Origin of the sequence: Methylobacterium thuringiense, assembly GCF_022179645.1 — a bacterium.
GTDB classification, from domain to species: Bacteria; Pseudomonadota; Alphaproteobacteria; order Rhizobiales; family Beijerinckiaceae; genus Methylobacterium; species Methylobacterium thuringiense.
Window position 1 is genome coordinate 229717 of sequence record NZ_BPRA01000001.1, and the last position, 16084, is coordinate 245800.

Annotated in this window: 14 protein-coding genes and 1 tRNA gene; 7 read left to right on the forward strand and 8 right to left on the reverse strand. The window is 69.8% G+C overall.

Going from position 1 to position 16084, the window contains the following annotated elements; all coding sequences use genetic code 11:
• The first annotated feature begins 7 nt into the window (after window positions 1–7).
• From pstA to phoB, 4 genes are read left to right on the forward strand one after another with little or no spacing between them, the layout of a single operon-like run.
• On the forward strand, window positions 8–913 hold the full coding sequence (pstA, locus tag MFF07_RS00940) for a phosphate ABC transporter permease PstA (RefSeq protein ID WP_147816119.1): 906 nt from the start codon (window positions 8–10) through the stop codon (window positions 911–913).
• A gap of 39 nt (window positions 914–952) precedes the next feature.
• A complete protein-coding gene (gene pstB, locus MFF07_RS00945; protein WP_147816121.1) occupies window positions 953–1768 on the forward strand; it encodes a phosphate ABC transporter ATP-binding protein PstB in 816 nt (271 codons plus the stop codon).
• 44 nt (window positions 1769–1812) lie between these two features.
• Window positions 1813–2526 (forward strand): phosphate signaling complex protein PhoU, encoded by a 714-nt coding sequence (gene phoU, locus MFF07_RS00950; RefSeq protein ID WP_147816123.1) that lies wholly within the window; start codon window positions 1813–1815, stop codon window positions 2524–2526.
• A 33-nt stretch (window positions 2527–2559) separates the two neighbouring features.
• A complete protein-coding gene (gene phoB, locus MFF07_RS00955) occupies window positions 2560–3258 on the forward strand; it encodes a phosphate regulon transcriptional regulator PhoB (RefSeq protein ID WP_147816125.1) in 699 nt (232 codons plus the stop codon).
• A gap of 199 nt (window positions 3259–3457) precedes the next feature.
• Here the strand turns inward: phoB and MFF07_RS00960 are convergent, their stop codons facing one another.
• Window positions 3458–4000: a GcrA family cell cycle regulator gene (locus MFF07_RS00960; protein WP_147816127.1), complete on the reverse strand. Its 543-nt coding sequence runs from the start codon at window positions 3998–4000 to the stop codon at window positions 3458–3460.
• Window positions 4001–4579: 579 nt separating this feature from the next.
• Here MFF07_RS00960 and MFF07_RS00965 point away from each other — a divergent pair.
• On the forward strand, window positions 4580–5455 hold the full coding sequence (locus MFF07_RS00965; protein ID WP_147816129.1) for a cell envelope integrity EipB family protein: 876 nt from the start codon (window positions 4580–4582) through the stop codon (window positions 5453–5455).
• Between the two features lie 50 nt (window positions 5456–5505).
• Here the strand turns inward: MFF07_RS00965 and MFF07_RS00970 are convergent.
• A tRNA-Sec gene (locus tag MFF07_RS00970) sits at window positions 5506–5598 on the reverse strand.
• A 204-nt stretch (window positions 5599–5802) separates the two neighbouring features.
• Window positions 5803–6966 (reverse strand): dimethylmenaquinone methyltransferase, encoded by a 1164-nt coding sequence (locus MFF07_RS00975; protein WP_147816131.1) that lies wholly within the window; start codon window positions 6964–6966, stop codon window positions 5803–5805.
• Window positions 6967–7117: 151 nt separating this feature from the next.
• Here MFF07_RS00975 and MFF07_RS00980 point away from each other — a divergent pair, with 151 nt between their 5' ends.
• Window positions 7118–7306: a hypothetical protein gene (locus MFF07_RS00980; RefSeq protein WP_147816133.1), complete on the forward strand. Its 189-nt coding sequence runs from the start codon at window positions 7118–7120 to the stop codon at window positions 7304–7306.
• Window positions 7307–7834: 528 nt separating this feature from the next.
• Window positions 7835–8620, forward strand: a complete 786-nt coding sequence (locus tag MFF07_RS00985; protein WP_238230388.1) for a cobalt-precorrin-6A reductase — start codon at window positions 7835–7837, stop codon at window positions 8618–8620.
• 139 nt (window positions 8621–8759) lie between these two features.
• On the opposite strand, the gene cobJ is transcribed toward MFF07_RS00985, so the two are convergent.
• Genes cobJ through cobN form a run of 5 tightly spaced genes read right to left on the reverse strand, consistent with a single transcriptional unit; the run spans window position 8760 to window position 16081 of the window.
• Complete coding sequence (gene cobJ / locus MFF07_RS00990) at window positions 8760–9518, reverse strand: precorrin-3B C(17)-methyltransferase (RefSeq protein WP_147816137.1); 759 nt, start codon at window positions 9516–9518, stop codon at window positions 8760–8762.
• Entirely contained in the window at window positions 9515–10303 is a 789-nt protein-coding gene (locus MFF07_RS00995) for a precorrin-2 C(20)-methyltransferase (protein WP_147816138.1), read from the reverse strand. Before MFF07_RS00995 ends, cobJ begins: the two co-directional genes overlap by 4 nt.
• Window positions 10303–10935 (reverse strand): precorrin-8X methylmutase, encoded by a 633-nt coding sequence (locus MFF07_RS01000; RefSeq protein WP_147816140.1) that lies wholly within the window; start codon window positions 10933–10935, stop codon window positions 10303–10305. Before MFF07_RS01000 ends, MFF07_RS00995 begins: the two co-directional genes overlap by 1 nt.
• 20 nt (window positions 10936–10955) lie before the next feature.
• Entirely contained in the window at window positions 10956–12611 is a 1656-nt protein-coding gene (locus tag MFF07_RS01005; protein WP_238230390.1) for a ferredoxin-like domain-containing protein, read from the reverse strand.
• Window positions 12608–16081 (reverse strand): cobaltochelatase subunit CobN, encoded by a 3474-nt coding sequence (gene cobN / locus MFF07_RS01010; RefSeq protein ID WP_238230392.1) that lies wholly within the window; start codon window positions 16079–16081, stop codon window positions 12608–12610. The genes MFF07_RS01005 and cobN overlap by 4 nt, the downstream gene beginning before the upstream one ends.
• Between the last annotated feature and the right edge of the window lie 3 nt (window positions 16082–16084).

A 16084-nucleotide genomic window follows, 5' to 3' on the forward strand; every position in this document is an offset into this window, starting at 1 on the left:
TCGACCCATGGACGCCCGCAACCCCATCCTCGCCACCGCCCCGGCCGCCGCGTACCCGCCGCGCGCCAACCGTGTGCGTCCCGGCCGCCGCGTCGCCGACAAGATCCTGATCGCTGGGAGCACCCTGGCGACGATCATCGGGATCGTCGTGCTCGGCTCGATCCTGCTGATGCTGATCGTGGAAGGCATCAAGGGCTTCTCGCCGATGATCTTCACGCAGCCGACCCCTGGGCCGGGCTCGGAAGGCGGCGGCATCGCCAACGCGATCCTCGGCAGCCTCGTACTCACCGTCATCGGCATCGTCATCGCGACGCCGGTCGGCGTGATGGCCGGCACCTATCTCGCCGAGTACGGCCGCAACTCGCGGCTCGCCGACCTGATCCGCTTCCTCAACGACATCCTGCTCTCGGCCCCTTCGATCCTGATCGGCCTGTTCGTCTACACCCTGATGGTGCGGCCGATGGGGACCTATTCGGGCTGGGCCGGCGGCGTGGCGCTCGCCATCATCGCCACACCCGTCATCGTGCGCACCACCGAAGACATGCTGCGCTTGGTGCCGAGCCAGATGCGCGAGGCCGGCGTGGCGCTGGGCGCACCGCCCTCGCACGTGATCAAGAGCGTGACCTGGCGGGCGGCGTCGGCCGGCATCGTCACCGGCATCCTGCTGGCGCTCGCCCGCATCGCCGGCGAGACCGCGCCGCTGCTCTTCACCGCGCTCAACAACAACAGCTGGTTCAACGCCAACCTGCTCGGCGGCATCCCGAACCTGCCGGTGATGATCTACCAGTTCGCGCTCTCGCCCTACCAGAACTGGCAGAGCCTCGCCTGGGCCGGCGCGCTGCTCATCACCGTCACCATCCTGGCGCTGTCGATCGTCGCGCGCCTCGTCATCAAGGACACGCGGGCGCGCTGACCGCGCCCCGCTCCGCAACAGCCCAAGGACTCTGACCTCATGAGCCCGACCACCTCGATGAGCGGCCAGCTCGCCGGCCGCAACCCGGCCAACGAATCCGCGCCGGTCCGCATCGCCGTCAAGGACCTGAACTTCTACTACGGCCAGTTCCACGGCCTGAAGAACGTCAACCTCAACTTCCACGACCGTCAGGTCACGGCGCTGATCGGCCCGTCCGGCTGCGGGAAGTCGACGCTGCTGCGCACCTTCAACCGGATCTACTCGCTCTATCCGGAGCAGCGCGCCACCGGCGAGATCCTGCTCGACGGCCAGAACGTGCTGGACCCCAAGGTCGACCTCAACGAGCTGCGCGCCCGCGTCGGCATGGTCTTCCAGAAGCCCACGCCCTTCCCGATGTCGATCTACGACAACGTCGCCTTCGGCCTGCGCCTCTACGAGCGCCTGCCCAAGTCCGAGCTCGACGGCCGCGTCGAGGACGCGCTCCGTAAGGCCGCGCTCTGGGACGAGGTCAAGGACAAGATGAAGCAGGCCGGCACCGGGCTCTCCGGCGGCCAGCAGCAGCGCCTCTGCATTGCCCGCTCGGTGGCCCAGCGCCCCGAGGTGATCCTGTTCGACGAGCCGACCTCGGCCCTCGATCCGATCTCCACGGGCCGCATCGAAGAACTGATCGAGCAGCTTCGCTCCGAGTTCACGATCGTCATCGTCACGCACAACATGCAGCAGGCGGCGCGAATCTCGCAGTTCACGGCCTTCATGTATCTCGGCGAACTCGTCGAGTTCGCGCCGACGACGAAGATCTTCATGAACCCGGACCAGCGCCAGACCCAGGACTACATCACCGGCCGCTTCGGCTGAGCCTGGTTTCCCTTCATCGATTTGGCCCGCGCCGGAGCCTCGACATGCCCGACCACATCGTCTCGTCCTACGATCAGGATCTCGAAGACCTGCGCCGCCAGATCGCCGAGATGGGCGGCGTCGCCGAGAAGATGGTGACCGATGCCACCGTGGCGCTGGTCCGCCGCGACACGGCGCTGGCCCAGGCGGTCATCGCCGCCGACAAGCGCCTCGACATCCTCCAGCGCGAGATCGAGGAGCGCTCGGTGCTGCTGATCGCGCGCCGCCAGCCGCTCGCCATCGACCTACGCGAGACCATCTCCGGCATCCGCGTCTCGGGCGACCTCGAGCGGATCGGCGATCTCGCCAAGAACATCGCCAAGCGCGTCGTCGCCATCGCCGACCAGCCCCAGCCGCAGAAGATCGTGCTCGGCGTGGAGCACATGAGCGACCTCGTGCAGGAGCAGCTCAAGGACGTGCTCGACGCCTATTCGAGCCGCAACCTCGATGCCGCGCACGACGTCTGGGAGCGCGACGGCGCCATCGACGCGCTCTACAACTCGCTGTTCCGCGAGCTCCTGACCTACATGATGGAAGATCCGCGCAACATCTCGTTCTGCACGCACCTCCTGTTCTGCGCCAAGAACGTCGAGCGCATCGGCGACCACACCACCAACATCGCCGAGACGATCCATTACCTCGTCACCGGGGAAACGCTGGCGGGAGAACGTCCGAAGAACGATGCGTCGAACTATGCGACCGTCGAGCCGAGCGTCTAAGGTTTGGAGCGAAACGAGCCCGCCGGGCGACCCATGAACGCGCGTATCCTGATCGTCGAGGACGAAGAGTCCCTCACCACCCTCCTGCGCTACAACCTCGAAGCCGAGGGCTTCGAGGTCGTCTGCGCCACGCGCGGCGACGAGGCCGACCTGCTGCTGCGCGAGCAGCTGCCCGACCTGATCCTGCTCGACTGGATGGTGCCGGGCCTCTCGGGGATCGAGCTGTGCCGGCGCATCCGCGCCCGGCGCGAGACGGAGCGCCTGCCTATCATCATGCTCACCGCGCGCGGCGAGGAGGGCGACCGGGTCCGCGGTCTCGCCACCGGCGCCGACGACTACATCGTCAAGCCGTTCTCGGTGCCGGAGTTGCTGGCCCGCGTGCGCGCGCTGCTACGGCGGACCAAGCCCGCGCACGTTTCCAGCACGCTTGCGGCCGGCGACATCGAGCTCGACCGCCTCAGCCACCGCATCCGGCGCTCGGGCCGCGAGATCCATCTCGGTCCGACGGAGTTCAAGCTGCTCGAATTCCTGATGCGCAGCCCCGGCCGCGTCTTCTCCCGCGAGCAACTGCTCGACGGTGTCTGGGGCCACGACGTCTACATCGACGAGCGCACCGTCGACGTCCATGTCGGCCGGCTGCGCAAGGCCATCAACCGCGCCAAGCAGAACGATCCGATCCGCACCGTGCGCGGCTCGGGTTACTCGTTCGACGAGATGTTTTCGGAGGCGTAGATCACGCGGCGTGTTGATCGAATCGATCAAAACGCAGAAAACGTCATCGATTCAAAAGTTTAGAACAGGCTCCGCGCAAGAAACCGTTGCCACTTTTTTGCAGCCTGATCGAGGCCTCTCCACCGTCATCGCGGGCGCAGCGAAGCAAGGACGGAATGGAGCGGAACCCGGCGCAGCTCAGCCGGGCATCCTCGAAAAATCAGCGGATTCCGGCCACGCGCCTGTCGCGCTTGCGTTCTGCCGCGGGCTGGTAGGCGATCTGGGCATGCGCCGTGCAATAGGGCAGGCCGGTGATCGCGCGACCGCCGCAGAAGCGGAAATCCGGCGAGGTCGGGTCGCCGAGGGGCCAGCGGCACATCGACTCCCGCAGATCCATGATCGTGACCCGCTCCGAGACGGCCAGACCGTTGGGCTCGGCCACCGCCACCGGGGCTACCAGCGGAAAATTGGGTGCAGGCCGGTGCGAGATCACGGCCGGCGGTTCCGGCAGCGTCGGCTCTTCGGCCAGAACGACGGCGGCCTCCGCCTCGAGGCCGGGCTTCTTGCGGCCCGTCACCTGTCCGGCGGCGCCGTTTGGCTTGACGCGGCCGGCGAGGCCGAGCCGGTGAACCTTGCCGATGACCGCGTTGCGGGTGACGCCGCCGAGCTGCGCGGCGATCTGGCTCGCGCTCAAGCCCTCTTCCCAAAGGCGGCGCAGCGACTCGACGCGCTCGTCGGTCCAGCTCGGGACAGCTTCCACCATGGCCCCCTCCGATTCAGTCGCGCTCATCGATGGCCCGGTGCTCCGCGCGGTGGTGTTGGACGGCGATACGCAAAACAAGCCCGCCACGCGCGTTCCGGCGACCTGTCGAATGGTCCGCCGGGTGTCGCCCCGCAGACAAGGCGAACCTACAGGACGGCTCGATCCCGGTGCAAGCGTCGCGTTGGGGGGCGTGATGGTTTCCAACGGCAAAGGGAGACGCGAAAAGCGGATCGCGCGAGGAGAATAAACCTCAGGCCCGGTTTTCGAGCGTCAAGTCCGCATCACGCACGATTCACATGTGAAACAATGCAGATTTCGAGCGATCCGAAAGAGCCGGATAGTCCGGCCAAAGTCGGTGTCCGCGACACAATTTTCGTATTCTGTTGCAGAACGGTCGTTTTCGCGGCTGTCAGTGCCGGTCGGATAGTATTGTCGGGAAGCGGCAGGCCCGGTTTGCCGGGCGCCGTCGAACGCCTATGTGAAGCCCTCGGAACCTTCTGCATGCCGGTTCGGCCGCGGGTTCTCGCAACGATCGGCGGCCGTCCCGTCATCGCCCCCCTGACCGCTTCGGGAGACCTCATGCGCCCCAGCCTCGCGACCGCCTGCTTCCTCGTCGCGTCCGCGATGCCCGCCGCCGCGGCGGCGACGCAGGGTGCGCCTGCGACGCCCGAGGCGGCGCCGATCCGCCTCGCCAACCACCGCGCGGTCTACGATCTCTCGCTGGCCAAGAGCCAGGGTACCCGCGCCGTCGAGAGCGCGCAGGGGCGCATCGTCATCGATTTCGCGGGCGACGCCTGCAAGGGCTACACGATCCAGACCCGGCAGGTGACGGTGATCGGCTCGGGCGAAGCCGGCGACCGCACCTCGGATCTGCGCAACACCACTTTCGAGACCGGCGACGGCAAGAGCCTGCGCTTCAAGACCGGCGCTGTCCTGAACGGAACCGCGTCCCCACCGATCGACGGTACCGCCGAAGCCTCGGCTGAGGCGCTCAAGGTCAAACTGAAAGAGCCGAAACGCGACCAGTATACGGCCGACGGCCTCGTGCTGTTTCCGAGCCATCACATGCTGCGGTTGATCGAGGCGGCCCGAAAGGGTGAGACCACCGTCGCCGTGAAGGTGTTCGACGGCTCGGACGATGGCCGCAAGGTCTACGACACGCTGGCCGTGATCGGCCGGGCCTCCGCCACGCCGGCCGCCGCCGGCAGCGACCGCGACAAGCCCCTGCGCGAGGGCGAGATGGCCACGATGCGGCGCTGGCCGGTGACGCTGAGTTACTTCACGCAAGGGGAGGGCGAGCGCATGCCGATCTACACCCTGAGCTTCGATCTCTACGAGAACGGCGTCAGCGGCGGCCTCCATCTCGATTACGGCGACTTCGCCATCGACGGGACCGTGACCCGCTTCGACATGGCCAAGGCCGACCCGAAGGCCGAGGGCGAGTGCGGGAAATGACGGCCGGCTCCTGCCGGCCGTGACGGAAGAAAGCGGCCGGACGATAATCCTGGCGGAAGCGGATGGGAATCGAACCCACCGTACGCTGTTGGCGTACCACTGGTTTTGAAGACCAGGAGGGCCACCAGACCCCGTTCGCCTCCGCCGACCGCGATAGCAGCGGCAGCCGGCCTTCGGCAATCGCCTCGACTTATGCGCAACCCGATCGTCGTCGATCCACGCGGCGGCGGGTTGCCGCAGGATCGGTTCGGCGCTGAGCGCCGTGAACGGCCGGGAGGGCGGGGCCGGACCATCCTCCCGACGCCGCTTCGCCCACGGACCCGTCGTCGACGGGAGCCGTGCCGGCCTCAGCTCTTCCAGCCCTTCAAGGCCGCGAACGGACTGTCCGACTCCTTCGGGAGCGGCGGGCAGAGGATGGGTTCGATCTGCGCGGCCGCGTCGGCGAGCGAGAATGCGGATCCGTTGGGCAGCTTGCCGCCTGCGGAATCTGCGTGGCCGCCGCCCCTGAACTTTCGGGCGGCTTCGAGAGCGGTCCCGTTCCTCGAGCGGAACGACATGCCGCCGCCGCGCGCCGCGTTGATCACACGGTCGGTGTCCCCGCGCTCCATGATGTGATCCGACACCGACTGGAAGACGCCGCCGTCCAGGCCGAACGAGAGCTTGGTGCCGTCGGAGAGGGTCCTGAACAGGACGGGCGATCGGGACAGCGCGGCGTGGAGCCTCGCCCGCGTGGTGAGCGCGCCATCATCGTCGGGCTCGCCGGCGAGCAGCGCGTCCACGACCCGCTTGCGGAGGGCCGGCACCTGGAGCTCGATCTCGGCCGGGGGCACGCGCGCCTGCAACTCGCCGGCGATCGCCATCAGCAGGTCGCCGATGAAACGGTCGTGCCACGGATGTCCGGCCGGAACGTAGGCGGCCGTGCTTTCCCACAGCACCTCGTTGGCGAGGATGCCCTGCCGGAAGGCCGGATCGGGCTTGCGCCAGAGGTCGAAGGCGTCGATCGCCGAGACGAGCGCGGCCAGCCGCCCTTCCAGCCCAGTCTCGAGTTCGCGGCTGGAGATGAGATCGCGGTTCTCGAAGACCATGCGCGTCGCGCAACGGCCGGTGTCGATCGCGACGTGGACCAGGGGATCGCCTGCATCGTAGACGGCCGGCCCACCCTCCGCCTCGGACGCAAGGGCGGCCAGCCCCTGGGCGGTCAGGTGTTCGACGGACGAGGCATGGTGATCGAGGACCACGAGGCGATGCCGGCGCTCCTCCGGGCGCTTTAGGTTTGCCGCGGCGAAGCCCTTGATGAACCGGACCGCGTCGCCTTCGAGGCTGAGGTCGGTGACGAGCAGGAGTTCGGCGGCGGATGCCTTCGCCAGCCGTTCGCCTTCCGCCTGCAGGACGGCGCCGACATCGGAATAGCGCGGGACGTGCACCACGCGCTTCACATCCGCGAAGTTGCCCGCGACGATGCAGGCTCCGTAGCCGTCGAGGTCGTGATGGCTGATCTGCGTAACGTCCACCGGGCGGCTCCTTGCCGTTTCGTGGTCGGGGGATGACGTGCTGTCGGGCCGGAGGCAAGGGGTCGATCACGTTGCGGAATGCAAGGGCGCATCAGGACATCATACGTCCGCCCCGGTTGTCGTGCGCCGGTCCGAGGCAATCTAGCCAGCTATGACCGATGCCACCCAACCAGTCCCGTCATCCGTGCCAGATGCCGAAGCCCAGCCGATGCTGAACGCTTTGACCCGCCAGCGCCTCGGCCGGCAGTTGCAGGCGATGTACGAACCCGTGATCGACGAAGCGCTGGATCCCCGCCTGGCCGAGCTGCTTCAACAGCTCGATCGTGATCGAAAGGCATAATCTGACTGCATGCACCTGCGTCTGCGCCGCAGCAGTCATGCGTTAAGCCATAGTTGCATGCTGCGCCGCAGCATCTTAGCTTTGCTGAGTGAGATCGCGATGGCGTCGCGGTCTCGCAGCCCTTCTTGGGCGTTTCCTCCCTAGACTTGGGCCGCTCCCTCACCGGGGCGGCCTTTTTTTCTGTCTGGGTGCCCGCCTTTTAACGGTCACGCCTGCCCTGCTCAAGCAGGGCGTCGTATCCGCGTCCGATAGCGCGGTCGCCCCGCGGAGCCCCAGCTGCGCCGCGACCAGCTCGCGAATTTCGACAGGAATGCGTAGGGCGATCCCGGCGCTTGGATCATCCAGGCTATGGCGAAAGAGTGCCGGTCGGCCTCGATCGGCCTTCCGGGCGATGCTCTCGCGCGCCTATCTTTTCGGGCCCAACCGCGGCACGAGCCGTTCGCACTCGGTGCGCCGAGGCATGAGGCGGAACCTTGATATTCCGCTCCTACGAAATCATGACGCTCGAGACGGAGGCAGGAGAGACGAATGCACGTGCGGCCGGATGCCGAGGGCCGCCAGCCTGTCCTGATCCTCGGCGGAACGACGGAAGCCTCCGCCCTGGTGCGCGCGTTGGCGCCGCTGCATGACGTGGCGCCCATCCTGTCGCTCGCAGGGCGTACCCTCAATCCGGTCACGACCAACGTGCCGTCGCGCATCGGCGGGTTCGGCGGTGCCGACGGTCTGGCGGCCTGGATCGCCGATAACCGCATCGCCTACGTCGTAGACGCCACGCATCCCTTCGCCGCCATCATTTCGCGAAACGCCGCAGCGGCCTGCGCCCGTGCCGGCGTACCGCTCCTTGCCATCCGCCGGCCGCCCTGGACGCGGATTGCGGGCGACACCTGGATCGAGGTGGACGACATGGCGGCGGCGGCAGCCGCGATTGGGCCCGCCCCACGCCGCGTCTTCCTCACCATCGGCCGCCAGGAACTCGGCGCCTTCGCAGCCGCCCCGCAACACGACTACGTCGCCCGGACCATCGAGCCGATCGGTGATCTCCTGCCGGTTCCGAGACTTACGGAAATGTCCGCGCGGGGGCCGTTTGCCCTGGAGGACGACATCGCATTCCTGCGCGAGGCCGGCATCGCGGTACTCGTCACCAAGAATTCCGGCGGGTCGGCGACCTATGCCAAGATCGCGGCGGCACGCGAACTCGGGCTTCCGGTCGTCATCGTCCGCCAGCCCGAGATGCCCGAGGTGCCGTCCGTGTCCGATGTGAAAGGCGCGGTGGCGTGGCTGCTCGATCGCAGCTCGGAGCCCGATCGTTCCTGAACAGGGCCTTCAGGCCCTCCGCCGTCATCGCGAGCGCAGCGAAGCGATCCAGGGCCGATTCACTGACCGCCGAGGGCCAGCTCGGGATCGCTTCAGGCTCGCCACGCCTATCCGAGAAAAGCACCAAGCAGGCGGCAGCTTAGCCCGGAACGTTCCGCAGCGTGTAGACAAACGGCAGCCCTTCGGCGCGCTCGATCAGCCGCGTTCCGGACGCGCCGATGATGACGACCGTCGCCATGTCGGCGGTGGCCTCGCGCGCCGCATCCAGCGTCATGACGCGGATCGCCTCGTCCGGGCGGGAGACCGCGCGGGCGAAGATCACCGGCGTGCTGCCGGCACGAACCTCGGCGGCGAGGCCGAGGGCCTTGCCGAGCTGCCAGGGCCGTGCGGACGAGATCGGGTTGTAGAGGGCGACCACGAAGTCGGCCCGGAACACCGCCTCCAGCCGCGACGTGATCACATCCCACGGCTTGAGGTTGTCCGAGAGCGAGAGCGCGCAGAAATCGCCGCCGAGCGGTGCGCCGAGCCGCGCCGCCGCCGCGAGCATCGCGGTGATGCCGGGCTCGACGACGATGTCGAGCTCGCGCCATCCAGGCTCGCCGTTCTCCACGGCCTCGAAGACGGCCGCGGCCATGGCGAAGACGCCGGGATCGCCGCCCGATACCACGGCGACGCGCCGGCCGGAGGCCGCGAGCTGCAGGGCATGGCGGGCGCGGTCGACCTCGACCCGGTTGTCGCTGGCATGGCGCACCAGTCCGGGCCGCTCCGGCACGCGGGCGACATAGGGGAAGTAGCCGATCAGGTCTTCGGCCTGCGCCAGCGCCTCGCTCGCCGCGGCGGTCAGCAGGCGCGGGTCTCCGGGGCCGAGGCCGACGATGGTGACGGAGCCGCGGCTCACGGGCGGCGGCCCTCTCCGGGGACGAGGACCATGGAGAAATACGGCGCCGTGTCGTCGGATTTCTCGGCGAGGGGCAGGATGCTCTCCCCCGCCATGGTGCCACGCTCGACATAGACGGCGCGGGCGAGCAGCCCCGTCGCCGAGAGCACGGCCCGCACCTTCGGCAGGTGCCGGCCGAGCTTCATGATGACGGCGGCGTCCGCCTCGGCGAGGCGGGCCAGCAGCTTGTCTTCCGGCAGAGTCGCCGGCAACACGGTGAGCACGTCGTCGCCCCAGGTGATCGGCGTGCCGGCCCGCGTCCAGCAGCCGGACATGCCGGTGACGCCGGGGATGACCTCGATCGGGAACCGGCCCTTCAGCCGCCGCCAGAGATGCATGAACGAGCCGTAGAAGAACGGGTCGCCCTCCGACAGGATCGCCACGTCGCGCCCGGCGCCGAGATGGTCGGCGAGGCGCGCGGCCGCATCGTCGTAGAAGGCGGCCAGCGCCGTCACGTAGTCCACGTGATCGGGGGCGATCTCGGTGGTGTAGGGATAGACCAGCGGAAACTCGCGGGCGGCGTCCTGCACGACCGCGTCGGCGATCGTGCGGGAATTGCCGCGCCGGCCCTTCTTGCAGAAGTGGACGAGCACCGGCGCACGCTCCAGCACGCGCAACGCCTTCAAGGTCAGCAACTCGGGGTCGCCCGGTCCCATGCCGACGCCGTAGAGCGTGCCGGTCGTGGCGAGGCGCGGAGCGGCGTCGGCCTCGTGCGCGCTGGCGTCGACCTGCGCGTTCGCCTCCATCACTCGACCTCGCAGGCGAGCGCGTTGACGGCGGCCGCCGTCATGGCGCTGCCGCCGCGGCGGCCATGCACGACCACGAAGGGCACGCGGCCGTCGCGAGCGAGCGCATCCTTCGACTCGGCTGCGCCGACGAAGCCGACGGGAATGCCGATCACGGCGGCCGGCGGCGCGACGCCCTCGTCCAGCAGTTCGAGCAGGCGGAACAGCGCGGTCGGCGCGTTGCCGACGGCCACGATGCTGCCCGGCAGATGCTCGCGCCACAGCTCCATTGCGGCGGCCGAACGGGTGGTGTCCAACTGCGATGCGAGATCGGGCACGCGCGGGTCGCCGAGGGTGCAGATCACCTGGTTCTTCGCGGGGAGCCGGCTGCGGGTGACGCCGTCGGCGACCATGCGCACGTCGCACAGGATCGGCGCACCGCCCGCGAGCGCCCGCGCGCCGGCCTCGGCGAAGGTTTCGGACAGTTCCACGTCCTTCGGCAGGTCGGTCATGCCGCAGGCATGGATCATCCGCACCACGACGCGCTCGGCGATGCCCGAGAACCGGGCGAGGTCGGACTCCGCGCGGATCATGGCGAACGAGCGCGCATAGATCGCGCTGCCGTCGCGAATATACTCGTAGCGGGGCCGCATCGTACTCGAAATCCTGGAACTCATGGCCCGAAAATCCCGGCTAAGGACCGGGCCGGATCGGCCCTCCTTACGCGGTCCAGCGCCGCCTCGAAAGTCAGGCGCGGCGCGTGCCCGCCATCCCCCGGCGCACCGTCGACGACGACGCGATAACGCTCCTCATCGGCCACGAGCGTAAGGCCGGCCTTGCGCGGATGCGCGCAGCCCTTGGCGCAGCCGGAGACGTGGGCGGTGAGACCGCGCGCCGCGAAGGGGGCGAAGGCGTCGGCGAGCTGGGCGGCGTGGTCCGGCACCGGCGTCGTGCCGGAAGCGCAGGCCGGCGCGCCGGGGCAGGCGGCGACGGCGCGCCGGGGGTCGGCCGGGTCGGTGACGAAGCCGGCGGTGGCGAGGCCGGCGAGGGTGGATGCGGCTCGGGCTAGCGGAACGAAGATGACGAGGCCGCGGTCGGGGGTCAGGCGGATGGCGTCCTCGCTGGCCAGCGCTGCCTCGGGACCGGCGCGACGAACTTCGGGCGCATCCCCATCATTCCTTGGCTCGCTGCGAGCGAGAACTCGGAACCTACCCGACACGCTGTACCCCGTCGTGGGTTCCGGGTTCCGCTGCGCGGCCCCGGAGTGACGGGGGTGGAATTCAGCCTCATCGAGTGATGGCGCACCGACCACGAGGGCTACGACGGCATCGAGGTTGTCGGCCGTGCAGCGGCCGAACGGAGCTTCGACGACGATGGCCGTGCGGCCGGACGGCAGGGCCGTCAGGCCGGGTGCAGGCGCGCCGGCAAAAACCCTCCCCCCCAAAAGATCTCGGGCAAGCCCGAGATCTGTCCTTCTACTGCCCAAGTCGGCCAAGCCCGACTTGGGATGGGGGAGGGTGCCCGCGGAGCGGGCGGGAGAGCGGCCAGCTCCGAACTCTCCGGGACCGGCGCACCCCTCTCCCGACCCCTGCTGACGCAGGGGCCACCCTCTCCCGCAGAGGGGAGAGGGGGATGCGCGCGACGGTTCGGCGAGCGCCTCGACGAGTTGCGCTCTGTCGGTTTCGGTGAGGTCGCGCACGCGCCGCCGTCCTGTGGCGACGAAGGCGCTCAGCACCCGGCCGACGGCCGCTGGTGCATCGTCGATGGCAATCTCAGCGAACCAGTCGGTTGCGGTCTCGGACGCCAATCCGATCGCGACCCACCCCGCTCTGGTCGCACTCACGAAAACGTCGGCCTCCGCCGCGGCGAGCCCCCAACGGCCGCCACCGTCGATCGCCACCAGCGTCTTCGCCGGCAAGCCCGGCACCGTGAGCCCAATCTCTTCGATGGCTCGCGCCAGCGCCAAAACGTCGATAGCCTCGTCCGCATCGAACCCGGCGAGGGCACTCGTCAGCGTCAACCGCTGCGGGCCGCCATCGGCGCGCATGTCGGCGAGGCCGGCCTCCGTGAGCCGGGCGGCAAGGGCCGAGGCCGTCGCCTCGGTCACGCCGCGAATCTGCAGGTTCCCGCGGGCGGTGATATCGACATGGCCGTTGCCGTAGCGGCGGGCCGCTTCGGCAATGGAGCGAAGCTGCGTCGCGCTCAGGATCCCCAGCGGCGGATGCACGCGCGCCAGCAGCCCGTCGCCGGTGGGCATCGGCCGGGCGAGGCTCGGGCACCAGCCGCGCCGCGCCGGGTCGTCGGGGCGGCGACGACGCTCCCCGCTCACTCCGCCGCGTCCTGCATGAGAATGGCGGTGGGCGCGGCGTTGCGGCGGCTCTGCCAGAGGCCACGGTCGCGCAGCTCGTCGAAGCGGTCGAGGATGGCGCGGGTGGCGTCGGGGTTGGCGGCGCGCAGGCGCTCGAACACGTCGAGATCGCCGATCCAGGCCGCGTGCAGCCGGTCGAGGTCGGCGCTTGAGACGGCGTCGGTGGTGGCTGCGAGCACGAAGACCGCGTCGACGCCCTGCGCCAGTTCCTGCGCGCCGCGCCAGCCGTGTCGGAGCTGGCCGTCGATCCAGCGCGGATGGGCGAGCCGGCCGCGGATCAGCCGGTCGACATCCTCGCGGGCCGTGCGGGTGCGCGGTGTCTCGGGGTCCGAGACGTCGAGGCTGTAGAGGGCTGGCGGCGCAGTTTCGCGTCCGGCCGCGACAGCGAAGAATCCACCCATGGCGTCCGCAGCCGCATCGCCGTCCAGCAGGTCGCGCTCGGCGACGTCGAAGGCGTGGACATAGGCGTCGGCTTGGCGGACGCGCTCGGCGAAGCCGGCATCGCCGGTTTCTTCGCGCCCGCCGAAGGCGTGCGTGGTGGCGTCGAGATAGGCTTGGCCCAAGTCCTTCCGCTCGGACCAAGCGCCGTCGAGGGCGGTCTCTGCCGCGCCCGCGCCGTAACGGCCGGGGGCGGCGCCATAGACGCGGGCGGCCGACTCACCCCGGCGCCGCGAGGCGGCGAGGGGGTTTTCCGCGTCCTCTTCGTCCCGTTCGGCGACGGCACGGGCGGCGCGGTCGAGGAGGGCCAGCGTATCCGGAAACGTGTCGCGAAACGCGCCGGAGACGCGGCAGGTTACGTCGATGCGCGGGCGGTCGAGCACGGCGAGCGGCAGCACCTCAAAGCCCGTGACGCGGGTCGAGGCGTTATCCCAGACCGGGCGTACGCCCATCAGCGAGAGCGCGTGCGCAACGTCCTCGCCGCCGGTGCGGAGCGTCGGCGAGGCCCAGAGGTCCATGACGATGCGGGCCGGATAATCGCCCTCGTCCTGCAGGTAGCGGCGCACCACCGCGTCGGCGGCCTTGGCGCCGAGCATGGTCGCCGCCCGCGTCGGCAGGCTGCGCGGGTCGAGGGTCGTGAGGTTGCGGCCCGTCGGCATGACGTCGCTGCGCCCGCGCGAGGGCGAGCCGGCGGGGCCGGGCGGCACGAAGCGGCCGTCGAGCGCCGCCAGAAGCCCGGCGCGCTCGGCTTCGGCGCAGGCCCGCATAGCTGCCGGCGCGTCGGGTGCGGCACGGCCGAAGACGTGCAGGCCGTCGCGGATCGGAGTCTCGCCGAGATCGCAGAGATGGGCGTCGAGCGCGGTCAACGCGTCGGCCATCGGCGTGTTCGCCGTGATGCCCGCGCCCGCCAGCAGCCCGGCGGCGGTCGCCTCGTCAAGGATCGCGGCGGCGATCAGCCCGGCGCGGCGCGGATCGAGCACACTCGCCGACGAATACTCCTCGACCAGCTCGCGCAACGCCGCCGCCTCCGGCGTCAGCCCCGAGGCCTCGACGCTCGGCGTCAGGTGACCGAGCGCGATGCCGCCGAGGCGGCGCTTGGCCGGAGCGGCCTCGCCAGGATCGTCGACGATGAAGGGATAGACCACCGGCAGCGCCCCGACCGCCCGCGCCGGCCAGCAGCCGGGCGAGAGCGCCACGGCCTTGCCCGGCAGCCACTCGGTGGTGCCGTGCGTGCCGAGATGGACGAGGGCGTCGAAGTTGTTTCGCAGACCGAGGTAGAACGCGAGATAGGCGTGCGTCGGCGGCTCGTCGGGGTCGTGATAGCCGGCCTTGCGGTCGCTCGCGCGGCCGCGGTCGGGTTGGAGGAAGGCGGTGAGGTTGCCCCCATTTGCCGTTTCAGCAGGACGGCCCATCCTACCAAAACCCTCATCCTGAGGTGCCGCGTCAGCGGCCTCGAAGGAGGGCTCCAGGGATCGCTCTCGTATCTGGAGCCCTCCTTCGAGGCCTCCGCTTCGCTGCGGCACCTCGGGATGAGGGTGTGGGTGGGATACAGCTGCAGCGACTGCGCGAAAACGGAACGCGCCCTCGCAGCAGACTGGATCGGCTACCGGTTCGCCCCAACGCTCGATCAGCTCATCCTGCGACCCAGGCGGCAACTGCCCGAACCAGCCTCGATACGTCGCAAGCGATACCGAAAACGTCGCCTCGCCCCCGGTCAGCGCCCGCATCAGCGCGCCCTCATCCGCGAGGACCCCGGCGGCATACCCGGCACCGGCCAGATCGTCGGCGATCGCCCGCGCGCTCTCCGGCGTATCGAGCCCGACGGCGAAGCCGGCCCGGCCGCCGCGCGCAGGATAATCCGACATCACCAGCGCGATCCGCCGGTCTTCACGCGGTGTCCGTGCGAGACGAACCCAGGCGGCCGCCCGGTCGGCCAACGCCGCGATTCCCTCCGGGTCGGCCACGGCGCGGCGCTCGGCAAAACCTTCGATCGGCTCGGCCTCCTCCTTGAAGGACACCGGAAAGCCCGAGAGCCGCCCGTCGAATTCCGGCAGGGCGACCTGCATGGCGAGATCGGCCGCGTTCATGCCGCGGGCCGAGGCCATCCAGGCCTCGCGCGGCGCGCCGACCGTGTAGGCCTGGAGCACAGGGCAATCGGCGGCGTCGAGGACGAAGCCGGCATCCTCACGCGCCGAGAAGGCGGTGGCGGCGATGACCATGTCGGGGCGTCGGGCCGCGATGGCCGCGCGCACGGCGGCGACGGCCTCCGGATCCTTCAGGCTCGACACCGCGAGGGTGACGCAACCGATGCCACGTTCCCTGAGCGCGGCGATGATCGCGACGGCCGGTCCGCTCTCGCCCGACAGCACGGCCGAGCGATACACCAGCAGCATCGCCGTCGGCCCCGGCCCGGCCGAGGCCAAAGCGGTCTCGACGGCGAACGGTCCGCAGCCGGGGCACCAGGGGAAGCCGCGCGGGAGCGCCTTCGGCGGCTCGTAGGAAACGGGCGTGCCGGCCTCCGACGCGAGGCGGCGCAGCAGGTTGCGCAGGTTGTCGGCGCCGCCGGCGCGAAAATACGCGTCGAGGGTCTCGGAAAGCGCCAGCGGCACGGTCGAGAAGGCGTCGAGCCGCGAATCCGGCCGGTCGTCGCCGGGCAGCACCGCGAGCTTGACGCCATGGGCGCGGGCGGCGGCGGCGGCGCGCTCGATGCCGTAGCGCCAGTAATCGAGCCCGCCGAGGCAGCGGATCACACAGACCTTCGCCCGCGCGACCACCGCATCGACGTAGACATCCACCGACATCGGGTGGCGCAGCTGCGCCATCTTGGCCAAGCGCAGCGACGGCAGCTCGGGCTCGGCGGCATAGGCGCTCGCGATCCCGGCGAGGTCGCTGTCGGTGAAGGAGAGCACGACGACGTCGCCCGGGCTCTGCCCGAGATCGATGGCCGCTTCGCCCTCGTCGAGCGAGACCGTGTCGACGCGCAGGAGGTGCATGGC